Source organism: Sulfitobacter brevis (assembly GCF_900112755.1).
GTDB lineage: Bacteria > Pseudomonadota > Alphaproteobacteria > Rhodobacterales > Rhodobacteraceae > Sulfitobacter > Sulfitobacter brevis.
In genome coordinates this window covers 18,880-37,381 of sequence record NZ_FOMW01000010.1, presented here as the reverse complement: position 1 = coordinate 37,381, position 18,502 = coordinate 18,880, and the positions used below count along the sequence as shown (strand labels likewise).

16 protein-coding genes and 1 pseudogene are annotated in these 18,502 nt (G+C 58.2%); 11 read left to right on the top strand and 6 right to left on the bottom strand.

What is annotated here, in order from left to right:
* Positions 1–4: 4 nt before the first annotated feature.
* From tdh to BM174_RS14020, 3 genes are all read right to left on the bottom strand, one after another.
* Positions 5–1,045: an L-threonine 3-dehydrogenase gene (gene tdh / locus BM174_RS14030; RefSeq protein WP_093924487.1), complete on the bottom strand. Its 1,041-nt coding sequence runs from the start codon at positions 1,043–1,045 to the stop codon at positions 5–7.
* Complete coding sequence (locus BM174_RS14025; RefSeq protein ID WP_093924486.1) at positions 1,042–2,229, bottom strand: glycine C-acetyltransferase; 1,188 nt, start codon at positions 2,227–2,229, stop codon at positions 1,042–1,044. Before BM174_RS14025 ends, tdh begins: the two co-directional genes overlap by 4 nt.
* A 108-nt stretch (positions 2,230–2,337) precedes the next feature.
* The gene (locus BM174_RS14020; protein ID WP_093924640.1) at positions 2,338–2,904 is read right to left on the bottom strand and encodes a helix-turn-helix domain-containing protein; all 567 of its coding nucleotides are present in this window, start codon (positions 2,902–2,904) and stop codon (positions 2,338–2,340) included.
* Between the two features lie 157 nt (positions 2,905–3,061).
* On the opposite strand from BM174_RS14020, the gene BM174_RS14015 reads away from it, so the two are divergent.
* Positions 3,062–4,243 carry an acetyl-CoA C-acyltransferase family protein gene (locus BM174_RS14015; RefSeq protein ID WP_093924485.1) on the top strand — a complete coding sequence of 394 codons (1,182 nt, stop codon included), beginning with the start codon at positions 3,062–3,064 and terminating at the stop codon, positions 4,241–4,243.
* A gap of 64 nt (positions 4,244–4,307) precedes the next feature.
* On the opposite strand, the gene ubiB is transcribed toward BM174_RS14015, so the two are convergent.
* Complete coding sequence (gene ubiB, locus BM174_RS14010; RefSeq protein ID WP_093924484.1) at positions 4,308–5,840, bottom strand: 2-polyprenylphenol 6-hydroxylase; 1,533 nt, start codon at positions 5,838–5,840, stop codon at positions 4,308–4,310.
* 1 nt (position 5,841) lies between these two features.
* Positions 5,842–6,585, bottom strand: coding sequence for a bifunctional demethylmenaquinone methyltransferase/2-methoxy-6-polyprenyl-1,4-benzoquinol methylase UbiE (ubiE, locus tag BM174_RS14005; protein WP_093924483.1), 744 nt, complete (start codon positions 6,583–6,585; stop codon positions 5,842–5,844).
* 93 nt (positions 6,586–6,678) lie between these two features.
* Here ubiE and mutM point away from each other — a divergent pair, with 93 nt between their 5' ends.
* The 10 genes and pseudogenes from mutM to BM174_RS20830 all read left to right on the top strand — a co-directional run bounded on the left by mutM (position 6,679) and on the right by BM174_RS20830 (position 17,604).
* On the top strand, positions 6,679–7,530 hold the full coding sequence (gene mutM / locus BM174_RS14000; RefSeq protein WP_093924482.1) for a bifunctional DNA-formamidopyrimidine glycosylase/DNA-(apurinic or apyrimidinic site) lyase: 852 nt from the start codon (positions 6,679–6,681) through the stop codon (positions 7,528–7,530).
* 63 nt (positions 7,531–7,593) lie between these two features.
* Positions 7,594–8,370 carry an enoyl-CoA hydratase gene (locus BM174_RS13995; RefSeq protein WP_093924481.1) on the top strand — a complete coding sequence of 259 codons (777 nt, stop codon included), beginning with the start codon at positions 7,594–7,596 and terminating at the stop codon, positions 8,368–8,370.
* A 156-nt stretch (positions 8,371–8,526) separates the two neighbouring features.
* A complete protein-coding gene (gene rpsT / locus BM174_RS13990) occupies positions 8,527–8,790 on the top strand; it encodes a 30S ribosomal protein S20 (RefSeq protein ID WP_093924480.1) in 264 nt (87 codons plus the stop codon).
* Between the two features lie 544 nt (positions 8,791–9,334).
* Positions 9,335–10,687, top strand: coding sequence for a chromosomal replication initiator protein DnaA (gene dnaA, locus BM174_RS13980; protein WP_093924478.1), 1,353 nt, complete (start codon positions 9,335–9,337; stop codon positions 10,685–10,687).
* 142 nt (positions 10,688–10,829) lie between these two features.
* The gene (gene dnaN, locus BM174_RS13975) at positions 10,830–11,948 is read left to right on the top strand and encodes a DNA polymerase III subunit beta (protein ID WP_093924477.1); all 1,119 of its coding nucleotides are present in this window, start codon (positions 10,830–10,832) and stop codon (positions 11,946–11,948) included.
* A 59-nt stretch (positions 11,949–12,007) separates the two neighbouring features.
* A complete protein-coding gene (gene recF, locus BM174_RS13970; RefSeq protein ID WP_093924476.1) occupies positions 12,008–13,105 on the top strand; it encodes a DNA replication/repair protein RecF in 1,098 nt (365 codons plus the stop codon).
* Positions 13,102–13,722 (top strand): annotated as a pseudogene (locus tag BM174_RS13965) (LysE family translocator). Before recF ends, BM174_RS13965 begins: the two are co-directional and overlap by 4 nt.
* A 78-nt stretch (positions 13,723–13,800) precedes the next feature.
* Positions 13,801–16,215, top strand: a complete 2,415-nt coding sequence (gene gyrB / locus BM174_RS13960; protein WP_093924475.1) for a DNA topoisomerase (ATP-hydrolyzing) subunit B — start codon at positions 13,801–13,803, stop codon at positions 16,213–16,215.
* Positions 16,216–16,887: 672 nt separating this feature from the next.
* Positions 16,888–17,412 carry a 3'-5' exonuclease gene (locus tag BM174_RS13955; protein ID WP_093924474.1) on the top strand — a complete coding sequence of 175 codons (525 nt, stop codon included), beginning with the start codon at positions 16,888–16,890 and terminating at the stop codon, positions 17,410–17,412.
* 30 nt (positions 17,413–17,442) lie between these two features.
* On the top strand, positions 17,443–17,604 hold the full coding sequence (locus BM174_RS20830) for a hypothetical protein (RefSeq protein WP_177209492.1): 162 nt from the start codon (positions 17,443–17,445) through the stop codon (positions 17,602–17,604).
* 200 nt (positions 17,605–17,804) lie between these two features.
* Here BM174_RS20830 and urtE read toward each other — a convergent pair whose 3' ends face one another.
* On the bottom strand, positions 17,805–18,500 hold the full coding sequence (urtE, locus tag BM174_RS13950) for an urea ABC transporter ATP-binding subunit UrtE (protein WP_093924473.1): 696 nt from the start codon (positions 18,498–18,500) through the stop codon (positions 17,805–17,807).
* Positions 18,501–18,502 lie beyond the last annotated feature (2 nt).

The following is an 18,502-nucleotide window of genomic DNA, read 5'->3' as shown; positions in this document are numbered from 1 at the left end:
CACATCACGTCCAGTCGAGCACGACTTTACCCGACTGTCCCGAACGCATGGCGGCAAAACCGGCCTCGAAATCATCGACCGCAAAACGGTGGGTGATGATGCGCGACACATCGAGCCCATTCTCCAGCATGGCAATCATCTTGTACCACGTCTCGAAGATCTCTCGGCCATAGACGCCTTTAATGGTGATCGCCTTGAACACGATCCGCGACCAGTCTACCGGCGATTTGCCCGGAGGGATGCCGAGCATGGCAATCCGCCCGCCCATCGTCATCGCCTCGACCATCTGATCGAGTGCTCGCTGGTTGCCCGACATCTCCAGCCCGACGTCAAAGCCTTGTTTCATTTTCAAACGTGGAATCACATCGCCCAAATCCTCGCGGCTGACATCGACAGTCACCACATCCGGCACGACATTCTGTGCCAGCGTCAGACGGTCAGGATTCACATCGGTGATTACCACATGTCGGGCGCCGACGTGACGGGCGACAGCCGCAGCCATGATGCCGATTGGCCCCGCGCCAGTGATCAGCACATCCTCTCCGACCAAATCAAAGCTCAGCGCGGTGTGCACGGCATTGCCAAGCGGATCGAGAATCGCACCGATGTCATCGCTGATCTCGTCGGGTAGCGGCACCACGTTGAAGGCAGGCAACTTGAGGTACTGCGCGAACGCCCCCTGTTCGTTGACCCCAATGCCGCGTGTCGCCGGATCAAGGTGGAACTTGCCCGCCCGTGACTGGCGCGAGTTCTTGCCGATCAGATGCCCCTCGCCCGAACAGCGCTGGCCAATCTCCAACCCTTCGACATTGCGCCCGATCTCGACAATCTCTCCGGCAAATTCATGGCCGGTTATCATCGGCACCGGCACGGTTTTCGCCGCCCAGTCGTCCCAGTTCCAGATGTGGATATCGGTGCCGCAAATGCCGGTTTTGTTGATCTTGATCAGCACATCATCCGGTCCGATTTCCGGCACTGGCGCATGGGTCATCCACAGCCCTTCGCGCGGGTGCAGTTTGGACAGGGCTTTCATTTCGTTGGTCATGACAGCACACCGCAAGCTTTGCCCGCGACCTCGAAGGCCGCCAATGCGCGGTCTAGTTGCTCGCGGGTCAAGGCTGCGTTCATCTGGGTGCGGATGCGCGCCTGTCCGCGCGGCACGACGGGAAAGAAAAAGCCGCTAACGTAAACGCCTTCATCGAAGAGCCGCGCGGCCATATCTTGCGCCAATTGCGCCTCGCCCAGCATCACCGGCACGATGGGGTGTTCGCCGGGCAGCAGATCAAAGCCGAGCCTCTCCAGCCCTGCCCGCCAGTAGCGGGTATTCTCAAACAGTTGCGCGCGCAGATCGTCGCCCTGCGCCACCAGTTCCAGCGCCTTAATCCCCGCCATGACGATGGAGGGCGGCAGCGAGTTGGAGAACAGATAGGGCCGCGCGCGCTGGCGCAGCAGATCAATCACCGCCTGTGGTCCCGCGATATAACCGCCAATCGCCCCGCCAAGCGCCTTGCCAAGCGTGCCGGTCAGCAGGTCGACATCGACACCGTGATGCGCGGGCGTGCCTGCCCCTTTCGGCCCCATGAAGCCGGTCGAGTGGCAATCATCGACCATCACCATGGCGTCGTACTTCTGGGCCAATGCGGTAATTTCCGGCAGTTTGGCGAGATAGCCGTCCATGCTGAACACGCCGTCGGTCGCGATCAGGATAAAGCGTGCGCCCTCGTCACGCGCAAGCTTCAACTGGCCTTCAAGGTCGGCCATATCGGAGTTGGCGTAGCGGTAGCGCTTGGCTTTGCAAAGCCGGATGCCGTCAATGATCGAGGCGTGGTTAAGTGCGTCGGAAACGATGGCATCTTCGGGCCCGAACAGCGGCTCGAACAGCCCGCCATTGGCATCAAAGCACGCGGCAAAGAGGATCGAGTCGTCTTTGTTCAGGAAGGCTGCCAGCTTTTGTTCAAGCTCGCGGTGAATATCCTGTGTGCCGCAAATGAACCGGACCGAGGCCATGCCAAATCCCTTAGGCTCCATCGCGCCACGGGCGGCAGCAATAAGCTCGGGGTGGTCGGCGAGACCGAGGTAGTTATTGGCACACAGGTTGATAACCTGATGTTCGCCCACGGTGATCTGGCCCGCCTGTGGGGAGGTGATCATCCGTTCGCGTTTCATCATGCCTTCGGCCTCGATCTGGGCGAGGGTTTCGGTGACATGGGTCAGATAGGCTTGGGTCATATCAGGGCTCCTTTTACGCGAACGTCTACCATAAAGGATAGATATCCGAAATACCGGATTCCTGTATAGCGGAAATTTTCCGATACTCCGGATTTCAGGTAAATTGCTTTAGGAGTCCTGTACCACAAGAAAGGCCCGCGCGGCACCGTTTGTGGCGGCGATCCGGTGCGGCACATCGGCGGCATAGCGCGCGGTATCCCCCTGCGCGAGGAGTTCAACCGCTTCGGCGCTGCGCAATTCGACCGTCCCTTCGATAACCGTCAGATGTTCACGCGCGCCACGGGTATGTGGTTGGCTGTCGAGCATACCCCCAGCAGAGAAGATCAGCTCGTAAACCTCATGCCGCCCTGCTTCTTCGGGCGGGGACAGAATGCGTACTTTGCAGCCTGTACCAAGGTTGGAGATCGTCGGCACCGCGTTACTGCGCAACACTTCGATTTGCGCGGCGGAGCTTGCGCCATCCAGCAGGCCCGCAAAATCGACCTGAAGAGCGCGGGTGAGGTTCCAGAGCGTTGCAATGGTGGGAGAGGATTCGCCCCGCTCGATCTGGCTGACCATCGAGCGTGAGACGCCCGAAAGCTTGGCCACCGCTTCGAGCGACAGCCCCTGCCCCTGACGCGCCTCTTTCAGGCGGGCGGGCAATTGCGAAAGAATGATATCGTGCGGGTCGGTCATGTTGCAGACATCTGCGCGTGCGCGCGGGGTGCTGTCAACACCGCGACCGAAGGGCGTCACAAACGGCATGGTTAATTTGGCGCAAATGACGGGGCGTTCGTACTGACAATGCCGGTGCATCTTTGCATAGTGGCGCCAAATCAGCATGGAGCCGGATATGAGTAATGAAATTGTTATCCTCGGGGGTGCACGCACCGCAATCGGGACCTTCGGGGGCGCCTTGGCGGGCACACCGCCGACCGCACTTGGCACCGTAGTGGCCAAGGCAGCCATGGCCCGTGCTGGTGTCGACCCTGCCCAGATCGGCCATGTCGTGTTTGGCAATGTGATCAATACTGAACCGCGCGATATGTACCTCAGCCGCGTTGCAGCGCGGGATGCGGGTGTGCCTGATGAGGTGCCTGCGATGAACGTGAACCGGCTTTGCGGATCTGGCGTGCAGGCAATTATCTCTGCCGCGCAGAACCTGATGCTGGGGGATGCGGATTTTGCGCTCGCCGGGGGTGCCGAGAGCATGTCGCGCGCGCCTTACATTATGCCTGACGCCCGTTGGGGCCAAAAGATGGGCGATGTGCGAACACTGGATATGTTGTTGGGCACGTTGAACTGCCCATTCGGCACCGGCCACATGGGCGTTACGGCCGAGAATGTTGCGGCAGAGAATGGTGTGAGCCGTGCCGATCAGGATGCCTTTGCCCTGCATAGCCAGGAACGTGCGGCAGCGGCGATCAAGGCGGGCTATTTCAAAGACCAGATCGTGCCGGTGGAAGTACGGGTCAAGCGCGACATGGTAGCATTTGAGGTCGACGAACACCCCAAAGCGACCACCGCCGAAGCACTGGCTGGCCTGCGGGCGGTTTTCCAGAAAGATGGCAGCGTCACAGCAGGTAATGCCAGTGGCATTAACGACGGTGCCGCTGCGATCGTTATGTCGACAGCGAATGCTGCCGAGGCTGCGGGTCTGACCCCTCGGGCGCGGATCATTGGCTATGCTCATGCCGGTGTGCGGCCTGAAGTGATGGGGATCGGTCCGGTACCCGCTGTGCAGCGTTTGCTGGAGCGGACGGGCTTGAAAGCCAGCGACTTTGACGTGATCGAAAGCAACGAGGCTTTTGCCTCGCAGGCCTTGGCGGTGTCCAAGGAGCTTGGATTTGATCCGGCGATTGTGAACCCCAATGGCGGGGCGATTGCGCTGGGGCACCCTGTCGGGGCGACTGGTGCGATCATCACCATCAAGGCGCTTTACGAGCTGGAGCGGATTGGTGGCAAACGGGCGTTGATCACCATGTGCATTGGTGGTGGTCAGGGGATTGCTTTGGCGATTGAACGTATGTCCTGAGGTTGGCGCCGGGGGTTCACCGCCCCCGGCCCCCGCAGGATATTTTTCTGCAAAGAGAGAAGGTCTAGGTCAGCGCTTCGATGAGAGCGATCAGACCGAGAGTGAAGACCGACCCCAACGCGGCGGAGACTGCGATCCAGCGTTTGCGGGGGCGGCGGTCGATGTAGACTTCGTTGCTTTGCCGGACCAACGCTGCCTCGACGAGCGCAGGCAGGCGCGGGCCAAAGCGGGCGAGCACCATGGCAGTTTTGCCCAGATCTCTGATCATTGCCTTCGGGCCAATAGATTGCTTGATGTAATCGGTGACAATCGGGCTCGCGACTTCCCAGATGTTGATATGGGGGTTGAGCGAACGGGCCACACCTTCGACCACAACCATGGTGCGCTGGAGCAAGATCAGCTCGGTGCGGGTTTCCATGCCGAAGCGTTCGGTGACCTCAAAGAGATAGGTGAGCAGGCGGGCCATGGAAATGCGGGTGGCATCCATGCCAAAGATCGGCTCTCCCACGGCGCGCAGGGCGCGGGCAAATTCATCGACGTTCTTGTCGGCAGGGACATAGCCAGCCTCAAAATGGACCTCGGCGACACGCTGGTAATCACGGCGGATGAAGCCAAATAGGATTTCGGCATAAACGCGGCGGGTGTATTCGTCGATATGGCCCATAATGCCGAAGTCGTAAGCGATGATGTCACCGTTCGGGGCGACCTTGAGATTGCCTTGATGCATGTCGGCGTGAAAATAGCCGTCGCGCAGGGCGTGTTGTAAAAAGAGTTGCAGGACACGCTCTGACAGGGCCACACGGTCATGACCTGCGGCATCAATGGCGTCGTTATCGCCCATCGGCGCGCCATCGGCCCAGCCCAGCGTCATCACGCGGCGTGCCGAGTAGTTCCATTTGATGTCGGGCAGTTGGAAGCCTGCATCGTTGACTGTATTCGCGGCAAATTCGGAAGCTGCGGCGCTTTCGAGGCGCAGGTCAAGTTCGCCCTGCACGACGCCGTTAAAGTGGTCGATGACCTCCATCGGACGCAGGCGGCGCGACCCGGGCGAGAATATTTCCACCATGCGGGCGGCGAGGTAGAAGGCGTCGATGTCTTTCTGAAACGCTCTCTCGATTCCGGGCCGCAGGACTTTGACCGCGACCTCTTCGCCGGTTTCGGCGAGCCGTGCGTGGTGCACCTGCGCAATGGAGGCGGCAGCGACCGGTTCGCTAAATTCGGAGTACATCTCGGCTATCGGCAAACCGAGTTCGTATTCGACCGCCTTGCGTGCCACTTCGAGCGGGAAGGGCGGCAGTTTGTCTTGCAACACGCGCAGTTGCACAGCGAGTTCGTCACCGACCACATCGGGGCGGGTCGAAAGCACCTGACCGAACTTGATATAGGCAGGGCCCAGCGCAGTCAGCGCACGGGTGGCGGGAGGCATGGCGGGGTCGCCTTTATAGCCCAGAAATTTGAACGGCAGGCCCAGCGCCCGTGCGACGAAACGCAATGCCGGCGTTGCATCAAAGGCATCGAGTACGACGTTCATCGCGCCGGTGCGTTCAAGCGTCGCGCCGGTGCGGATCAACCGCCAAAGGTTGTGAGGACCGCGCATCTTATATCTTCCAACCAGAGTGCAGGGCGGCAACGCCCATCGTGAGGTTGCGATACTTCGCATTGGCGAATCCGGCGGCACGCACCATGCCGAGGAAGGTTTCTTGGTCGGGGAAATTACGGATTGATTCGACCAGATACTGATAGCTGTCGTAGTCATTGGCGATGATCTGCCCCATGCGGGGGATCACGTTAAAGCTATAGAGGTCATAGGCTTTTTGCATCGCGGGATTAGGCAATTGGCTGAATTCCAGCACCATCAGACGGCCACCGGGGCGCAAGACGCGATAAGCTTCGTTCAGCGCTTCCTGCGGGCGGGTGACGTTGCGGATGCCAAAGCTGATTGTATAAACGTCAAAGCTGTTGTCCTCAAAGGGCAGCGCCATCGCGTCGCCCGAGACCCAAGTCAGGCTGTCGGCAAGGCTGGTGGCTTCGGCGCGTTTGCGGCCCTCGACCAACATGCCTTCAGTCAGATCAAGCACGGTGGCATGGCCCGAACCGGCGCGGGCGAGAAACTTGAACGATACATCACCGGTGCCGCCCGCCACATCCAACAGCTTTTGACCGGGGCGCGGGGCGAGCCAGTCCATCATCGCTTCTTTCCAGATGCGATGGATGCCCATGCTCATCACATCGTTCATAATGTCGTATTTATTGGCCACATCAGAGAACAGCGAACGGACCATACCGGCCTTTTCATCTTCACGCACGGTGCGGGCACCGAAATGGGTGGTCTTGTCTGTCATGGCATGCGTCCTGATATTGTCTTTGTGGGGATATAGCCTCAGAACCGCGGATACAAACCGCCATTTGACGCAGAATGGTGCAAAGGAGGCATGATGCCCGAACTTCCCGAGGTCGAAACCGTGCGGCGCGGCCTTGCGCCAGTAATGGAAGGCGCGGTGATTGCGCGCGCCGATGTGAACCGACCCGACCTGCGCTGGCCCTTCCCCGAACGGATGGCAGAGCGATTGAGCGGCCAGCAGGTGATCGCGCTGAGGCGGCGGTCGAAATACATTCTCGTTGATCTGGCCAGTGGCGAATCGCTGTTGATCCATTTGGGAATGTCGGGGCGGATGCTGATTTCGGGCGATCCGTTGGGGCAATTCTTGCACGACCATCCGGCGGCGGAAAAGCATGATCATGTGGTTCTGCATATGGCCACGGGCGCGCGGATCACCTTCAACGATCCGCGCCGTTTCGGCGCTATGGACCTGTTGGACACCGCAACCGCAGAGGATCACAAGCTGCTGGCCGCATTGGGGCCGGAACCTTTTGGCAACGATTTTCACGAAGCGCATTTGGTGGCGGCTTTTAAAGGGCGAAACATGCCGGTGAAATCCGCGTTGCTGGACCAACGTATTATTGCTGGGCTGGGAAATATCTATGTCTGTGAGGCCCTTTACCGTGCAGGCATTCACCCCGCGCGCAAAGCGGGGCAGATCTCGGCCCGCCGCGTCGCCTCCCTCGTGCCGATCATTCGTCAAGTGCTGTCAGAAGCGATCGAGGCGGGCGGGTCGTCCTTGAAAGACTTTCGCCGCGCTGATGGCGAATTGGGCTACTTCCAGCACAGCTTTGATGTCTATGGCCGTGAGGGCGCACCCTGCCGCACCCCTGATTGCACAAAGGCCATCGAGCGGATTGTACAGTCAGGACGGTCGTCCTTCTATTGCGCGTCCTGCCAAAGATAACTTGAAACGATCTGTGCTCGTGGTATGCACAACGTTCTGAGCGCAACAATGAAAGCATACTTGATGGCTTACGAAACGATCATTGTGGACGTGGATAACCATGTATCCCTGATCACGCTAAACCGCCCTGATGCGCTCAACGCGCTGAATGACCATCTGCTGGGCGAACTGGCTGATGCGCTGAAAGCCGCACAGGAAAATGACAAGGTGCGCTGCATCGTTATCACCGGATCGGAAAAGGCATTCGCTGCTGGCGCCGATATCGCGATGATGCGCGACAAGACATTTGTCGAGGCCTTTTCAGAGGACCTCTTCACTCCCGAAACCGACCAGATCATGCGGGTGCGCAAACCGATCATCGCGGCTGTTTCCGGCTATGCTCTGGGTGGCGGCTGTGAATTGGCGATGATGTGTGACTTCATCATCTGCTCGGAAACCGCCAAATTCGGCCAGCCCGAGATCAACCTTGGTGTGGTTGCGGGTATTGGCGGCACCCAGCGGCTGACACGACTGGTCGGCAAGTCCAAAGCGATGGACATGAACCTCACGGGTCGGTTCATGGATGCGACCGAGGCAGAACGCTCCGGCCTCGTCAGCCGTGTGGTGCCTGTCAAAAAGCTGATGGAAGAAGCGCTGAGCGCGGCGGGCAAGATCGCGGAGAAATCCACTATTTCCGTGATGGTCGTCAAAGAAGCGGTCAATCGCTCCTATGAGGTGCCGCTGCGCGAAGGTCTGTTGTTCGAGCGGCGGATGTTCCACGCGCTTTTCGCCACAGAAGACCAAAAAGAAGGCATGTCTGCCTTTGTCGAAAAACGCGAAGCGCAATTCCGCGATAAATAATCGAGGGTTTGCAAAGACGGGCGGGTTAGACTATAGCCCGCCCCATACATGCGCGTGCAGCCCGCTCTGGCTAGAATCACCTACTCGGCACTCAGGCCGGAACGGGGTTGGCGTCACGCTATTAAATCGTAACGAACCACCTGAAGGCTGATCCTCATGGCAAATACATCACAATCAAAAAAACGCGCACGTCAGAACGAAACGCGTTTCCAGATCAACAAAGCACGTCGCTCACGGATCCGGACTTTCCTGCGCAAAGTCGAAGAAGCAATTGCTTCGGGCGACAAAGACGAAGCTGCAAAAGCTCTGCAGGCGGCCCAGCCTGAGTTGATGCGCGGCGTCACAAAAGGCGTTTTCCACAAGAACACTGCCTCGCGGAAAATGTCGCGCCTGGCATCGCGGGTTAAATCGCTGGGTTAAGCCCGACGACCGCAGCCTGCTTTATGGCTAGCTGATTGATTAGAAAGGCATCGCTTCGCGGTGCCTTTTTTCATGGAATCTGACCAGCGAAAATTTGCCCAGAGATTCTTTTCTGACAATCAACGAGTCAAGTTTGAAGATGTGTTGAAGCGAACGCTCAGTCCTTGCTACCAAGGCAGTGCGATTCACATCGCACGGGGGGACAGGCCCTGAAAGCCCAAGTACGACAACTTTGTCGACGCCGGATTTCAGGGACAGACAGATGCCGCATATATAGCGGTTTCTGGAAGTCTGCGAACGAAGCCTTGGCTTCTTTGCCCTGTCGAGAATAAGCACGGACGACTTCGTTCGGGTCATCAGGCGCGCCCTTTGGGCATCCGGATACCGAATCGAGTCACTCTGTAAACAAAGGTCCGAAGGACACAGGTCGGTTTCTCTGCGGGGACCGGAGCGATGACCTGTATTCATAAGGCAGGGCACAGCGGTGCACCGGGATTTATTCGGTGTTTCGGGACGTATAAAATAAGTTGGGGCAAAGATACTTATGACACAGGAACAATGGGGCCAAATCCAGCAGCGATTACTTAAGACTGTTGGGCAGAATAACTACACCACATGGATCGAGCCGCTCTCGGCGGGCAAAATCTCCGAAGGGATCGCGACCCTGCATGTGCCGACAAACTTCTTTGGAAACTACGTCAGCCAGAACTTCTCTGACCTGATCCTGCATGAGATCAAATCCGAAGGCGTCAAAGTTGAGCGCCTGAATTTTACACTGTCGCCTCAGGCAGCCAATGCAGCGTCGCGCCCCGCCCCGCGTCCGGCGGCCCAGCCCGTTGCAAGCAAATCCAATGTGCTGCAGACAGCGCCGCTCGAAGCACGCTTCAGCTTTGATAATTTCGTGGTCGGTAAGCCCAACGAGCTTGCCCATGCCGCTGCACGCCGTGTGGCCGAGGGTGGACCTGTCACCTTTAACCCGCTGTTCCTTTATGGCGGTGTCGGTCTTGGCAAGACCCACCTGATGCACGCGATCGCGCAAGAGCTGAAAATCCGCAAACCAGAGATGAACGTGCTCTATCTTTCGGCAGAACAGTTCATGTACCGCTTTGTGCAGGCGCTGCGCGACCGCAAGATGATGGACTTCAAGGAAATCTTCCGTTCCGTCGACGTGCTGATGGTCGATGACGTCCAGTTCATTGCGGGCAAGGACAGCACGCAGGAAGAGTTCTTTCACACATTCAATGCGCTCGTGGACCAGCACAAACAAATCATCATCTCGGCCGACCGTGCGCCGGGCGAGATCAAGGACCTCGAAGACCGGGTGAAATCACGCCTGCAATGCGGTCTGGTCGTCGATCTGCACCCAACCGATTATGAGCTGCGTCTCGGCATCCTGCAAACCAAGGTCGAGGCCCAGATGGTTTCCTACCCCGAGCTTGAGATGGACGATGGCGTGCTGGAGTTTCTGGCCCACCGCATCACCTCCAACGTGCGTGTGCTTGAAGGTGCGCTGACACGCCTTTTTGCCTTTGCCTCGCTTGTCGGGCGCAGCATCACCATGGAGCTGACGCAGGATTGTCTCGCTGATGTGCTGCGCGATTCCGAGCGCAAGATCTCCGTCGAGGAAATCCAGCGCAAGGTCAGCGACCACTACAACATCCGACTCAGCGACATGATCGGCCCCAAGCGTCTGCGCAGCTATGCCCGGCCACGTCAGGTCGCGATGTATCTGTGCAAGCAGATGACCAGCCGCTCGCTGCCTGAAATCGGCCGTCGCTTTGGCGGGCGTGACCACACCACCGTGATGCACGGGGTGCGGCGTATCGAAGAGTTGAAGCAATCGGACGACCAGATTGCCGAAGACCTGCAATTGCTGCGCCGCGCGCTCGAATCCTGAGGCGTTTCGGCCCCACTTTGCAATGATCCGGAGGGCGCACTCGCCCTCCCCTTGCAATTGGGCCGGTTAATCAACAAAAAGTCTTGTGAAAGCGGGGGAACAGGGTAGTTTGCCTTTCCCGGCGTTGTGTAGGGAGAAGCACATGAAAATCAGCATCGAACGCGCAGCGTTACTCAAGGCAGTGTCACAGGCCCAATCTGTGGTCGAAAGGCGCAACACCATTCCGATCCTCGCGAATGTGCTGATCGAAGCCGAGGGCAGCGATGTCTCCTTCCGCGCCACCGACCTTGATATCGAAGTTGTCGATAAAATCGGCGCGATGGTTGAGCGCGCAGGCTCTACCACCGTCTCTGCAACCATGCTGCACGAGATCGTGCGCAAACTGCCTGATGGTGCGTTGATCAACCTTACTGCTGATAGCGCTGCGGGACGTCTGACTGTTGAGGCAGGCCGTTCGAACTTCAGTCTTGCCACCCTGCCGAAGGAAGACTTTCCGGTGATGGCGACGGCAGAATACGCCTCTAACTTCAGCGCGCCCGCGCCTGTGTTGCGGCGGCTGTTTGATAAATCAAAATTTGCCATCTCGACCGAAGAAACGCGGTACTATCTGAACGGTGTGTATATGCATATTTCAGATGGCGAGAACGGCAAGGTTCTGCGTTGTGTGGCCACCGATGGTCACCGTCTGGCGCGGATTGATGCAGATATGCCCGAGGGCGCTGCGGATATGCCGGGCGTGATTGTGCCGCGCAAGACTGTGGGCGAAATGCGCAAATTGCTGGACGACGACGACGCGATCATCGCGGTGTCGGTCTCCGAGACCAAGGTGCGCTTTGCCACGCCAGAAATCACCCTGACCTCCAAGGTCATTGATGGCACTTTCCCCGACTACACCCGCGTTATTCCGCAGGGCAACACCCGCCGGATGGAAGTGGACGCCAAAGATTTCGCGATGGCCGTCGACCGTGTGGCGACCGTGAGCTCCGAACGTTCGCGTGCTGTGAAATTGCAGCTCGACGAAGACCGCTTGATCCTGTCGGTCAATGCACCAGATAGCGGTGCCGCCGAAGAAGAGCTTGCTGTTGCCTATGGCGACGAACGGCTGGAGATCGGCTTTAACGCCAAATACCTGCTCGAAATCGCCAGTCAGGTGGACCGTGAAAACGCGGTATTCCTGTTCAATTCCTCCGGTGATCCGACCCTGATGCGCGAAGGCAACGACATGTCCGCCGTCTATGTGGTCATGCCGATGCGTGTCTGAGGGCAGCGGAGTTTTTCTGAAACTCCGCTCGTTTTCCGCGCCGGAAATCGAACGCGCATATGGGTAGCCTGTACCTTTCCAATCTGACCCTGTCGCATTTCAGGTCGCACAAGCGTGCGGTGATCGATACCGATCCGCGCCCTGTTGCGATCCACGGGCCGAATGGCACTGGCAAAACCAGCATTCTCGAAGCCGTTTCCCTGCTCTCCCCCGGGAGGGGTCTGCGCCGTGCCAGTGCCCAAGAAATGACGCGGCGGCCCGAGGCTCTGGGGTGGAAATTGACAGCGGTCTTACGGTCGCTGCAACAGGTCCACGAGATTGAAGTCTGGTCCGAGGGTGGCGCAGCAAGGCAGGTCAAAATTGATGGCAAGGCTGCTGCCCAATCGACCTTGGGGCGGATCACCCGCGTGCTTTGGCTTATCCCCGCAATGGACCGGCTGTGGATCGAAGGTGCCGAAGGCCGGCGGCGGTTTCTGGACCGTATGACGCTCAGTTTTCTGCCCGACCACGCCGAGGTATCGCTGGCCTATGAGAAGGCAATGCGCCAACGCAATCGGCTGCTGAAGGATATGGTTCGCGACCCGTCTTGGTATGCGGCGCTTGAGGCGCGTATGGCCGAAACCGGTGCCGCGATCCATGCAAACAGAGTTGTGGCACTTAACGCCATTGCCGCCGCACAGGATCAAGCCGAGACCGCGTTTCCAACCGCGACGCTCACGCTGCTGAGCGAGATGCCGGAAAGCACCGAAGATTTGCGTACCGCCCTTGCCGACAACCGCAAGCGCGATCTGGCCGCAGGTCGCACCCTGATCGGGCCGCACCGCGCGGACCTTTACGGGGTCTTTGCCGCCAAGGATGTGCCCGCGCAGGATTGCTCCACCGGCGAACAAAAGGCGCTGCTGGTCTCGCTTATTCTGGCCAATGCCCGCGCGCTGGCGGCTGACTTCGGCGCCCCGCCGATCTTGCTGCTCGACGAGGTTGCCGCCCATCTTGATGCAGCCCGCCGCGCCGCCCTATACGATGAAATAGCAGCATTGGGCGCACAGGCATGGATGACCGGCACCGGCTCCGAGCTTTTTGCCGAGCTGGGGGATCGCGCCCAACAGCTTGAAGTTACCGAGGCCGCGGGCCTTTCCCACGTGCAGGGGCCGTCATGACGCTCTCGCTGCCCGATCTGTTGCTCTATTGCGGGGCCTTGGTGATCTTGTTCATCACCCCCGGCCCCGTTTGGCTGGCGATGATGGCGCGGGCGATGTCAGGCGGGTTTCGCGCGGCCTAGCCGCTGGCTTTGGGTGTCTCGGTCGGGGATATGCTCTGGCCGTTGGTAGCGGTGCTGGGGATCAGCTGGATCCTATCGGTGTTCGACATGTTCATGGCCGTCATGCGCTGGGTCGCCTGCGGGGTGTTTTTGTTGATGGGCGGCCTGTTGATCGCCCATGCCGATGCCAAGATCGACAAGAACAGCCGCCTGACCCGCCCCGGCATGTGGTCCGGTTTTGTCGCGGGGCTGATTGCAATTCTCGGCAATCCCAAAGCCGTGCTATTCTACATTGGCGTGCTGCCCGGCTTTTTTGACCTGCGCCAGATTACATGGGTCGACGTGGCGGTCATCATCGGGGTTTCGACCATTATTCCGCTGCTGGGCAACCTCGCATTGGCGGGTTTTGTAGGGCATCTGCGCGGCCTGATCACCAATCCCAAGACCCTGCGGCGGATCAATCTGGTCTCTGGCGTGCTGTTGATCGTGGTCGGCGTGGCGATTCCGTTCATCTGACACAAAATCTCGTGCCATTCGCGTGACACTCCCACAGAAAAACACTATAAAACGGGCAAAAGATAAGGGTTACACCGCATGTCCGATAACGCGCAGGCTTCACAAGAATATGGTGCCGATTCCATCAAGGTTCTCAAGGGCTTGGAGGCTGTTCGCAAACGCCCCGGCATGTACATCGGCGATACCGATGATGGCTCCGGCCTGCACCACATGGTCTATGAAGTCGTCGATAACGGCATTGATGAAGTTTTGGCGGGCCACGCCGACGCGGTATCGGTCACAATTCACGACGATTCATCCGTTTCGGTGAGCGATAATGGCCGCGGCATTCCGGTTGGCATCCACGAAGGCGAAGGTGTCTCGGCAGCCGAGGTCATCATGACCCAACTGCACGCGGGCGGTAAGTTTGACAGCAACTCCTATAAGGTGTCGGGCGGTCTGCACGGCGTGGGTGTTTCTGTTGTAAACGCCTTGTCCGAATGGCTGGAACTGCGTATCTGGCGCGAGGGCAAAGAACATATCGCCCGCTTCGAAGGCGGTTTCACCAAAGAGCATCTGAGCGTCGTCGGTCCGACCGACCGCACCGGCACCGAAGTCCGGTTTATGGCCTCGACCGAGACATTCTCGAACCTCGAATACAGTTTTGAGACGCTGGAAAAGCGCTTGCGCGAACTGGCGTTCCTGAACTCCGGCGTGCGGATCATCCTGACCGACGAACGCCCCGAAGAGCCGCTTAAATCCGAGCTGTTCTATGAGGGTGGCGTTAAGGAATTTGTGAAATACCTCGACCGGCACAAATCGTCAGTCATGCCCGAGCCGATTTTTATCGTCGGTGAGAAAGATGACATCGGCGTCGAAGTCGCGATGTGGTGGAACGACAGCTACCACGAGAATGTCTTGCCGTTTACCAACAACATTCCGCAGCGTGATGGCGGCACCCACATGGCCGGTTTTCGCGGCGCGCTGACCCGTACAATCAACAATTACGCCCAATCCAGCGGCATCGCAAAGCGCGAAAAGATCAGCTTTACCGGCGATGACGCCCGCGAAGGCCTGACCTGTGTGTTGTCCGTCAAAGTGCCGGACCCCAAGTTCAGCTCGCAGACCAAAGACAAGTTGGTCAGCTCCGAAGTGCGCCCTGCCGTCGAAGGTTTGGTGAACGAAAAGCTGTCCGAATGGTTTGAAGAGAACCCTGCCGAAGCACGGATCGTGGTCGGCAAGATCATCGAAGCCGCCCATGCCCGCGAAGCCGCGCGCAAGGCCCGCGACCTGACCCGCCGCAAAACCGCGATGGATGTGAACTTCCTCGCTGGCAAGCTCAAGGATTGCTCCGAGAAAGACCCGTCCAAAACCGAAGTCTTCCTCGTCGAGGGTGACAGCGCTGGCGGTTCCGCCCAAACGGGCCGCGACCGACAGACCCAAGCGATTCTGCCGCTGAAAGGTAAAATCCTCAACGTCGAGCGCGCGCGTTTTGACCGGATGCTGGGCAGTCAGGAAATTGGCAACCTTGTTATGGCGCTCGGCACCGGCATTGGCCGCGACGAGTTCAACATCAAGAAGCTGCGCTACCATAAAATCGTCATCATGACAGATGCTGACGTCGACGGCGCGCACATCCGCACCCTGCTGCTCACCTTCTTCTACCGCCAGATGCCCGAGCTGATCGAAAACGGGCACCTTTATATCGCGCAGCCGCCGCTTTACAAAGTGTCGCGTGGCAAGTCCGAGGTTTACCTCAAGGACCAAGCCGCGATGGAGGAGTATCTTGTCGCCCAAGGTGTCGAAGGCGCGATGATGCGTCAAGGCAATGGCGAGGAAATCGCAGGCGAGGATCTGATCCGCGTTGTCGATCTGGCCCGCCAGATGCGCCGCGTTCTCGAGGCCTTCCCGACCCATTATCCGCGTCACATTCTGGAACAGGCCGCCATCGCTGGTGCATTTGTTCCCGGCGCCGTGGACAGTGACCTTCAGGCCGTGGCCGATAAGGTCGCGACACGCCTGAACCTGATCGCGCTGGAATACGAGCGTGGCTGGCATGGCCGTATCACACAAGACCACGGTATCCGCCTCGCCCGCATCCTGCGCGGCGTCGAAGAAGTGCGCACCCTTGACGGCAAGATGATGCGATCGGTGGACAGCAAGCGGTCCGGAGCCTTCACCCAGCACTTGCAAGAAGTCTATGACCTGCCTGCGGTTCTGGTGCGCAAGGATCGCACCCAGATGATCCACGGGCCGATGGACCTGCTGAACGCCGTACTCGCCGAGGGCGAAAAAGGCCTGTCCCTACAGCGCTATAAAGGCTTGGGCGAAATGAACCCCGAGCAACTTTGGGAAACCACGCTTGACCCCGACGCACGGACATTGCTGCAGGTAAAAGTAAACGACTCTGCCGAGGCCGACGATTTGTTTACCAAGCTGATGGGTGACGTAGTGGAGCCACGCCGCGAGTTCATTCAGCAAAACGCGCTGAATGTTGAGAATTTGGATTTTTGAGGATTTGTAGGGAAGCACATAAAATTGCGTGGCGCGCATAACTTTGCGCGTCGCACTGCGCCTTGAATCTCTGAAAACGTCCTGTATTCATATACTTACGCTGCTTCGTGCATAATTCTACTTATGGCGAGCTTGCGCGATTTTACCAGGTCCAAGCTTGGATCGCCCAGCATCTAAAATTAAAACATTATCGACAAATGGCCATCGCCCATGACGATGCATCGACCGCGTAGCTTATTTGCGCGTTTTTCTCTAACCCGTTATCTCAGAACGCTTTTTACGATAGATCTGGTGATGCTGAGCCCGACGCATCTCGATCGGTGATGATCGGCTGACGCGAGCAACGTGAGGCTGAGCAGTTGTAAACAAAGTGGGGATGTTTCTTACGCCCTGCTGTTAATGCCACCTTTCAGTGACTTAAGTCGGCCCAAGTGGAGTAGCTTTTCCGCTAACAGCAAATCAAACTACGAGGACCCGCGGCAAGTGCATTTCAAGACTGATTGAATTTAGCTGACATAGCTATGTGTATAAACCAGTATGTCGAGACAGAACCCATGAACCCAATCGGTTTCCCGGCTTTTGATCCCGCGAGAACGGCCTGTAAAAGATTAGACGCGGCCAGATCATCGTTAGCTTTTCTACTGCCACGAGCGGCGGCCCCGAGGTTCCCTAATGTTTGACGCTCCCGTCTTCATCGACTTCGAGGCTTCGTCCTTGTCAGATGATAGCTGGCCCATTGAGGTCGGTATGTCATGGACCGACGGTAAGCGTGTTATCACTCACAGTTCGCTGATCCGCCCTCGCCACGACTGGTCCAGTACTGAATGGGACGAGGGGAGTGCGAAGATTCACAACATTCCTAAGCGCGATTTGATTGCCGCACCAGAGGCCGACTTAGTAGCACGATGGCTTGAAGACCTGGTTGATGGCAGACCATTGGTGTCTGATGCTTTATCCTTCGATGAGAGGTGGCTGAGGCTTCTGGTAGGACCTCAGGACTGGTGTCGGGTCCATTCGATGGACGTGGCACTTGAATGGGCATTCGCGCAGAACGGCAGGATCAACCCAGGGAAGCTTGGGCTCGCCTATAAAGTGATCCGATCACAGCACACACAGCACCGTGCCGGACCTGACGCCGCGGGACACGCATATGCATGGCGCAAAGTGATGAAGAGCAAACAGAAAGACGGATCCTGACCCCGCAAGAATCTCAGCCTGCCAGAGGATGTGATCATCGGCGTGCGCCCCGAGAACATTGCAGACCCCAAGGCGCAATCTGGCGCGAACCCACAGGAGGCTAATTGCGCACTCGACATCGTGGAGCCTGCTGGTGCGGATACCTATGCCGTCATGGAGTTGGTCGGTAATCGGGACGAACAAGACTTATGATTTTGCATCAAACCCGTCGAATTGGGTCTGGCCCTTTTTGATCAGCTCAGGCTTGTAGCGACCGTCGCGGTCGCGGGGAACGTCAACCAGCACCGTGCCATGTAGCCCTTCAGCTTTTGGCGCATCGCGCCTTTGCGCCGGTTATGTTGCTCAGTGCCGCTGCCGATAGAAATCGCCACAGGGTTTTCTAACCGCCAATCCTAAATCGAGACTTTCGAAAGCAAATCCCGTTTCGAAAATTCACCTTTCCTGCCTGAAAGAATCACTTCTCCGCGCCGCAGCGCGACGAATTTATCAGCCAGCTCGTAGGCGAACTCGAAATATTGCTCGACCAGGATGATCGCCATCTGCCCTTCCTCGCGAAGCTGGCTGATCACGCGCCCGATCTGTTGGATGATGTTGGGCTGAATGCCCTCGGTCGGTTCATCCAGCAACAGAAGCTTGGGGCGGGTGATCAAGGCGCGGGCAATCGCCAACTGTTGCTGCTGGCCACCCGAGAGATCGCCCCCGCGACGTGATTTCATTTCGTTCAACACTGGAAAGAGCTCGAATATCTCGTCGGGCACCCTCCGGTCCGCAGCGGGCAAACAGCCAAAACCAGTCTCGAGGTTCTCTTTGACCGTTAGCAAAGGAAATATCTCACGGCCCTGCGGCACGCAGGCGATGCCGCGCCGGGCAAGCAAATGTGGTGGCAGAACGGGCAGCACCTCATCATCAAGCGATACGGTGCCGCCGGATCTGGCATGCGTCCCGCAGATTGCCTTGATCAGGCTGGTCTTGCCTACGCCATCGGTGCCCATCACACAGGTGACTTCGCCGCGTGCCGCCATAAGACTTATCCCGTTGAGGATCTGAGAGCGACCGTAGTGCAGGGTCAGGTCCTGCACGCTCAGCATGG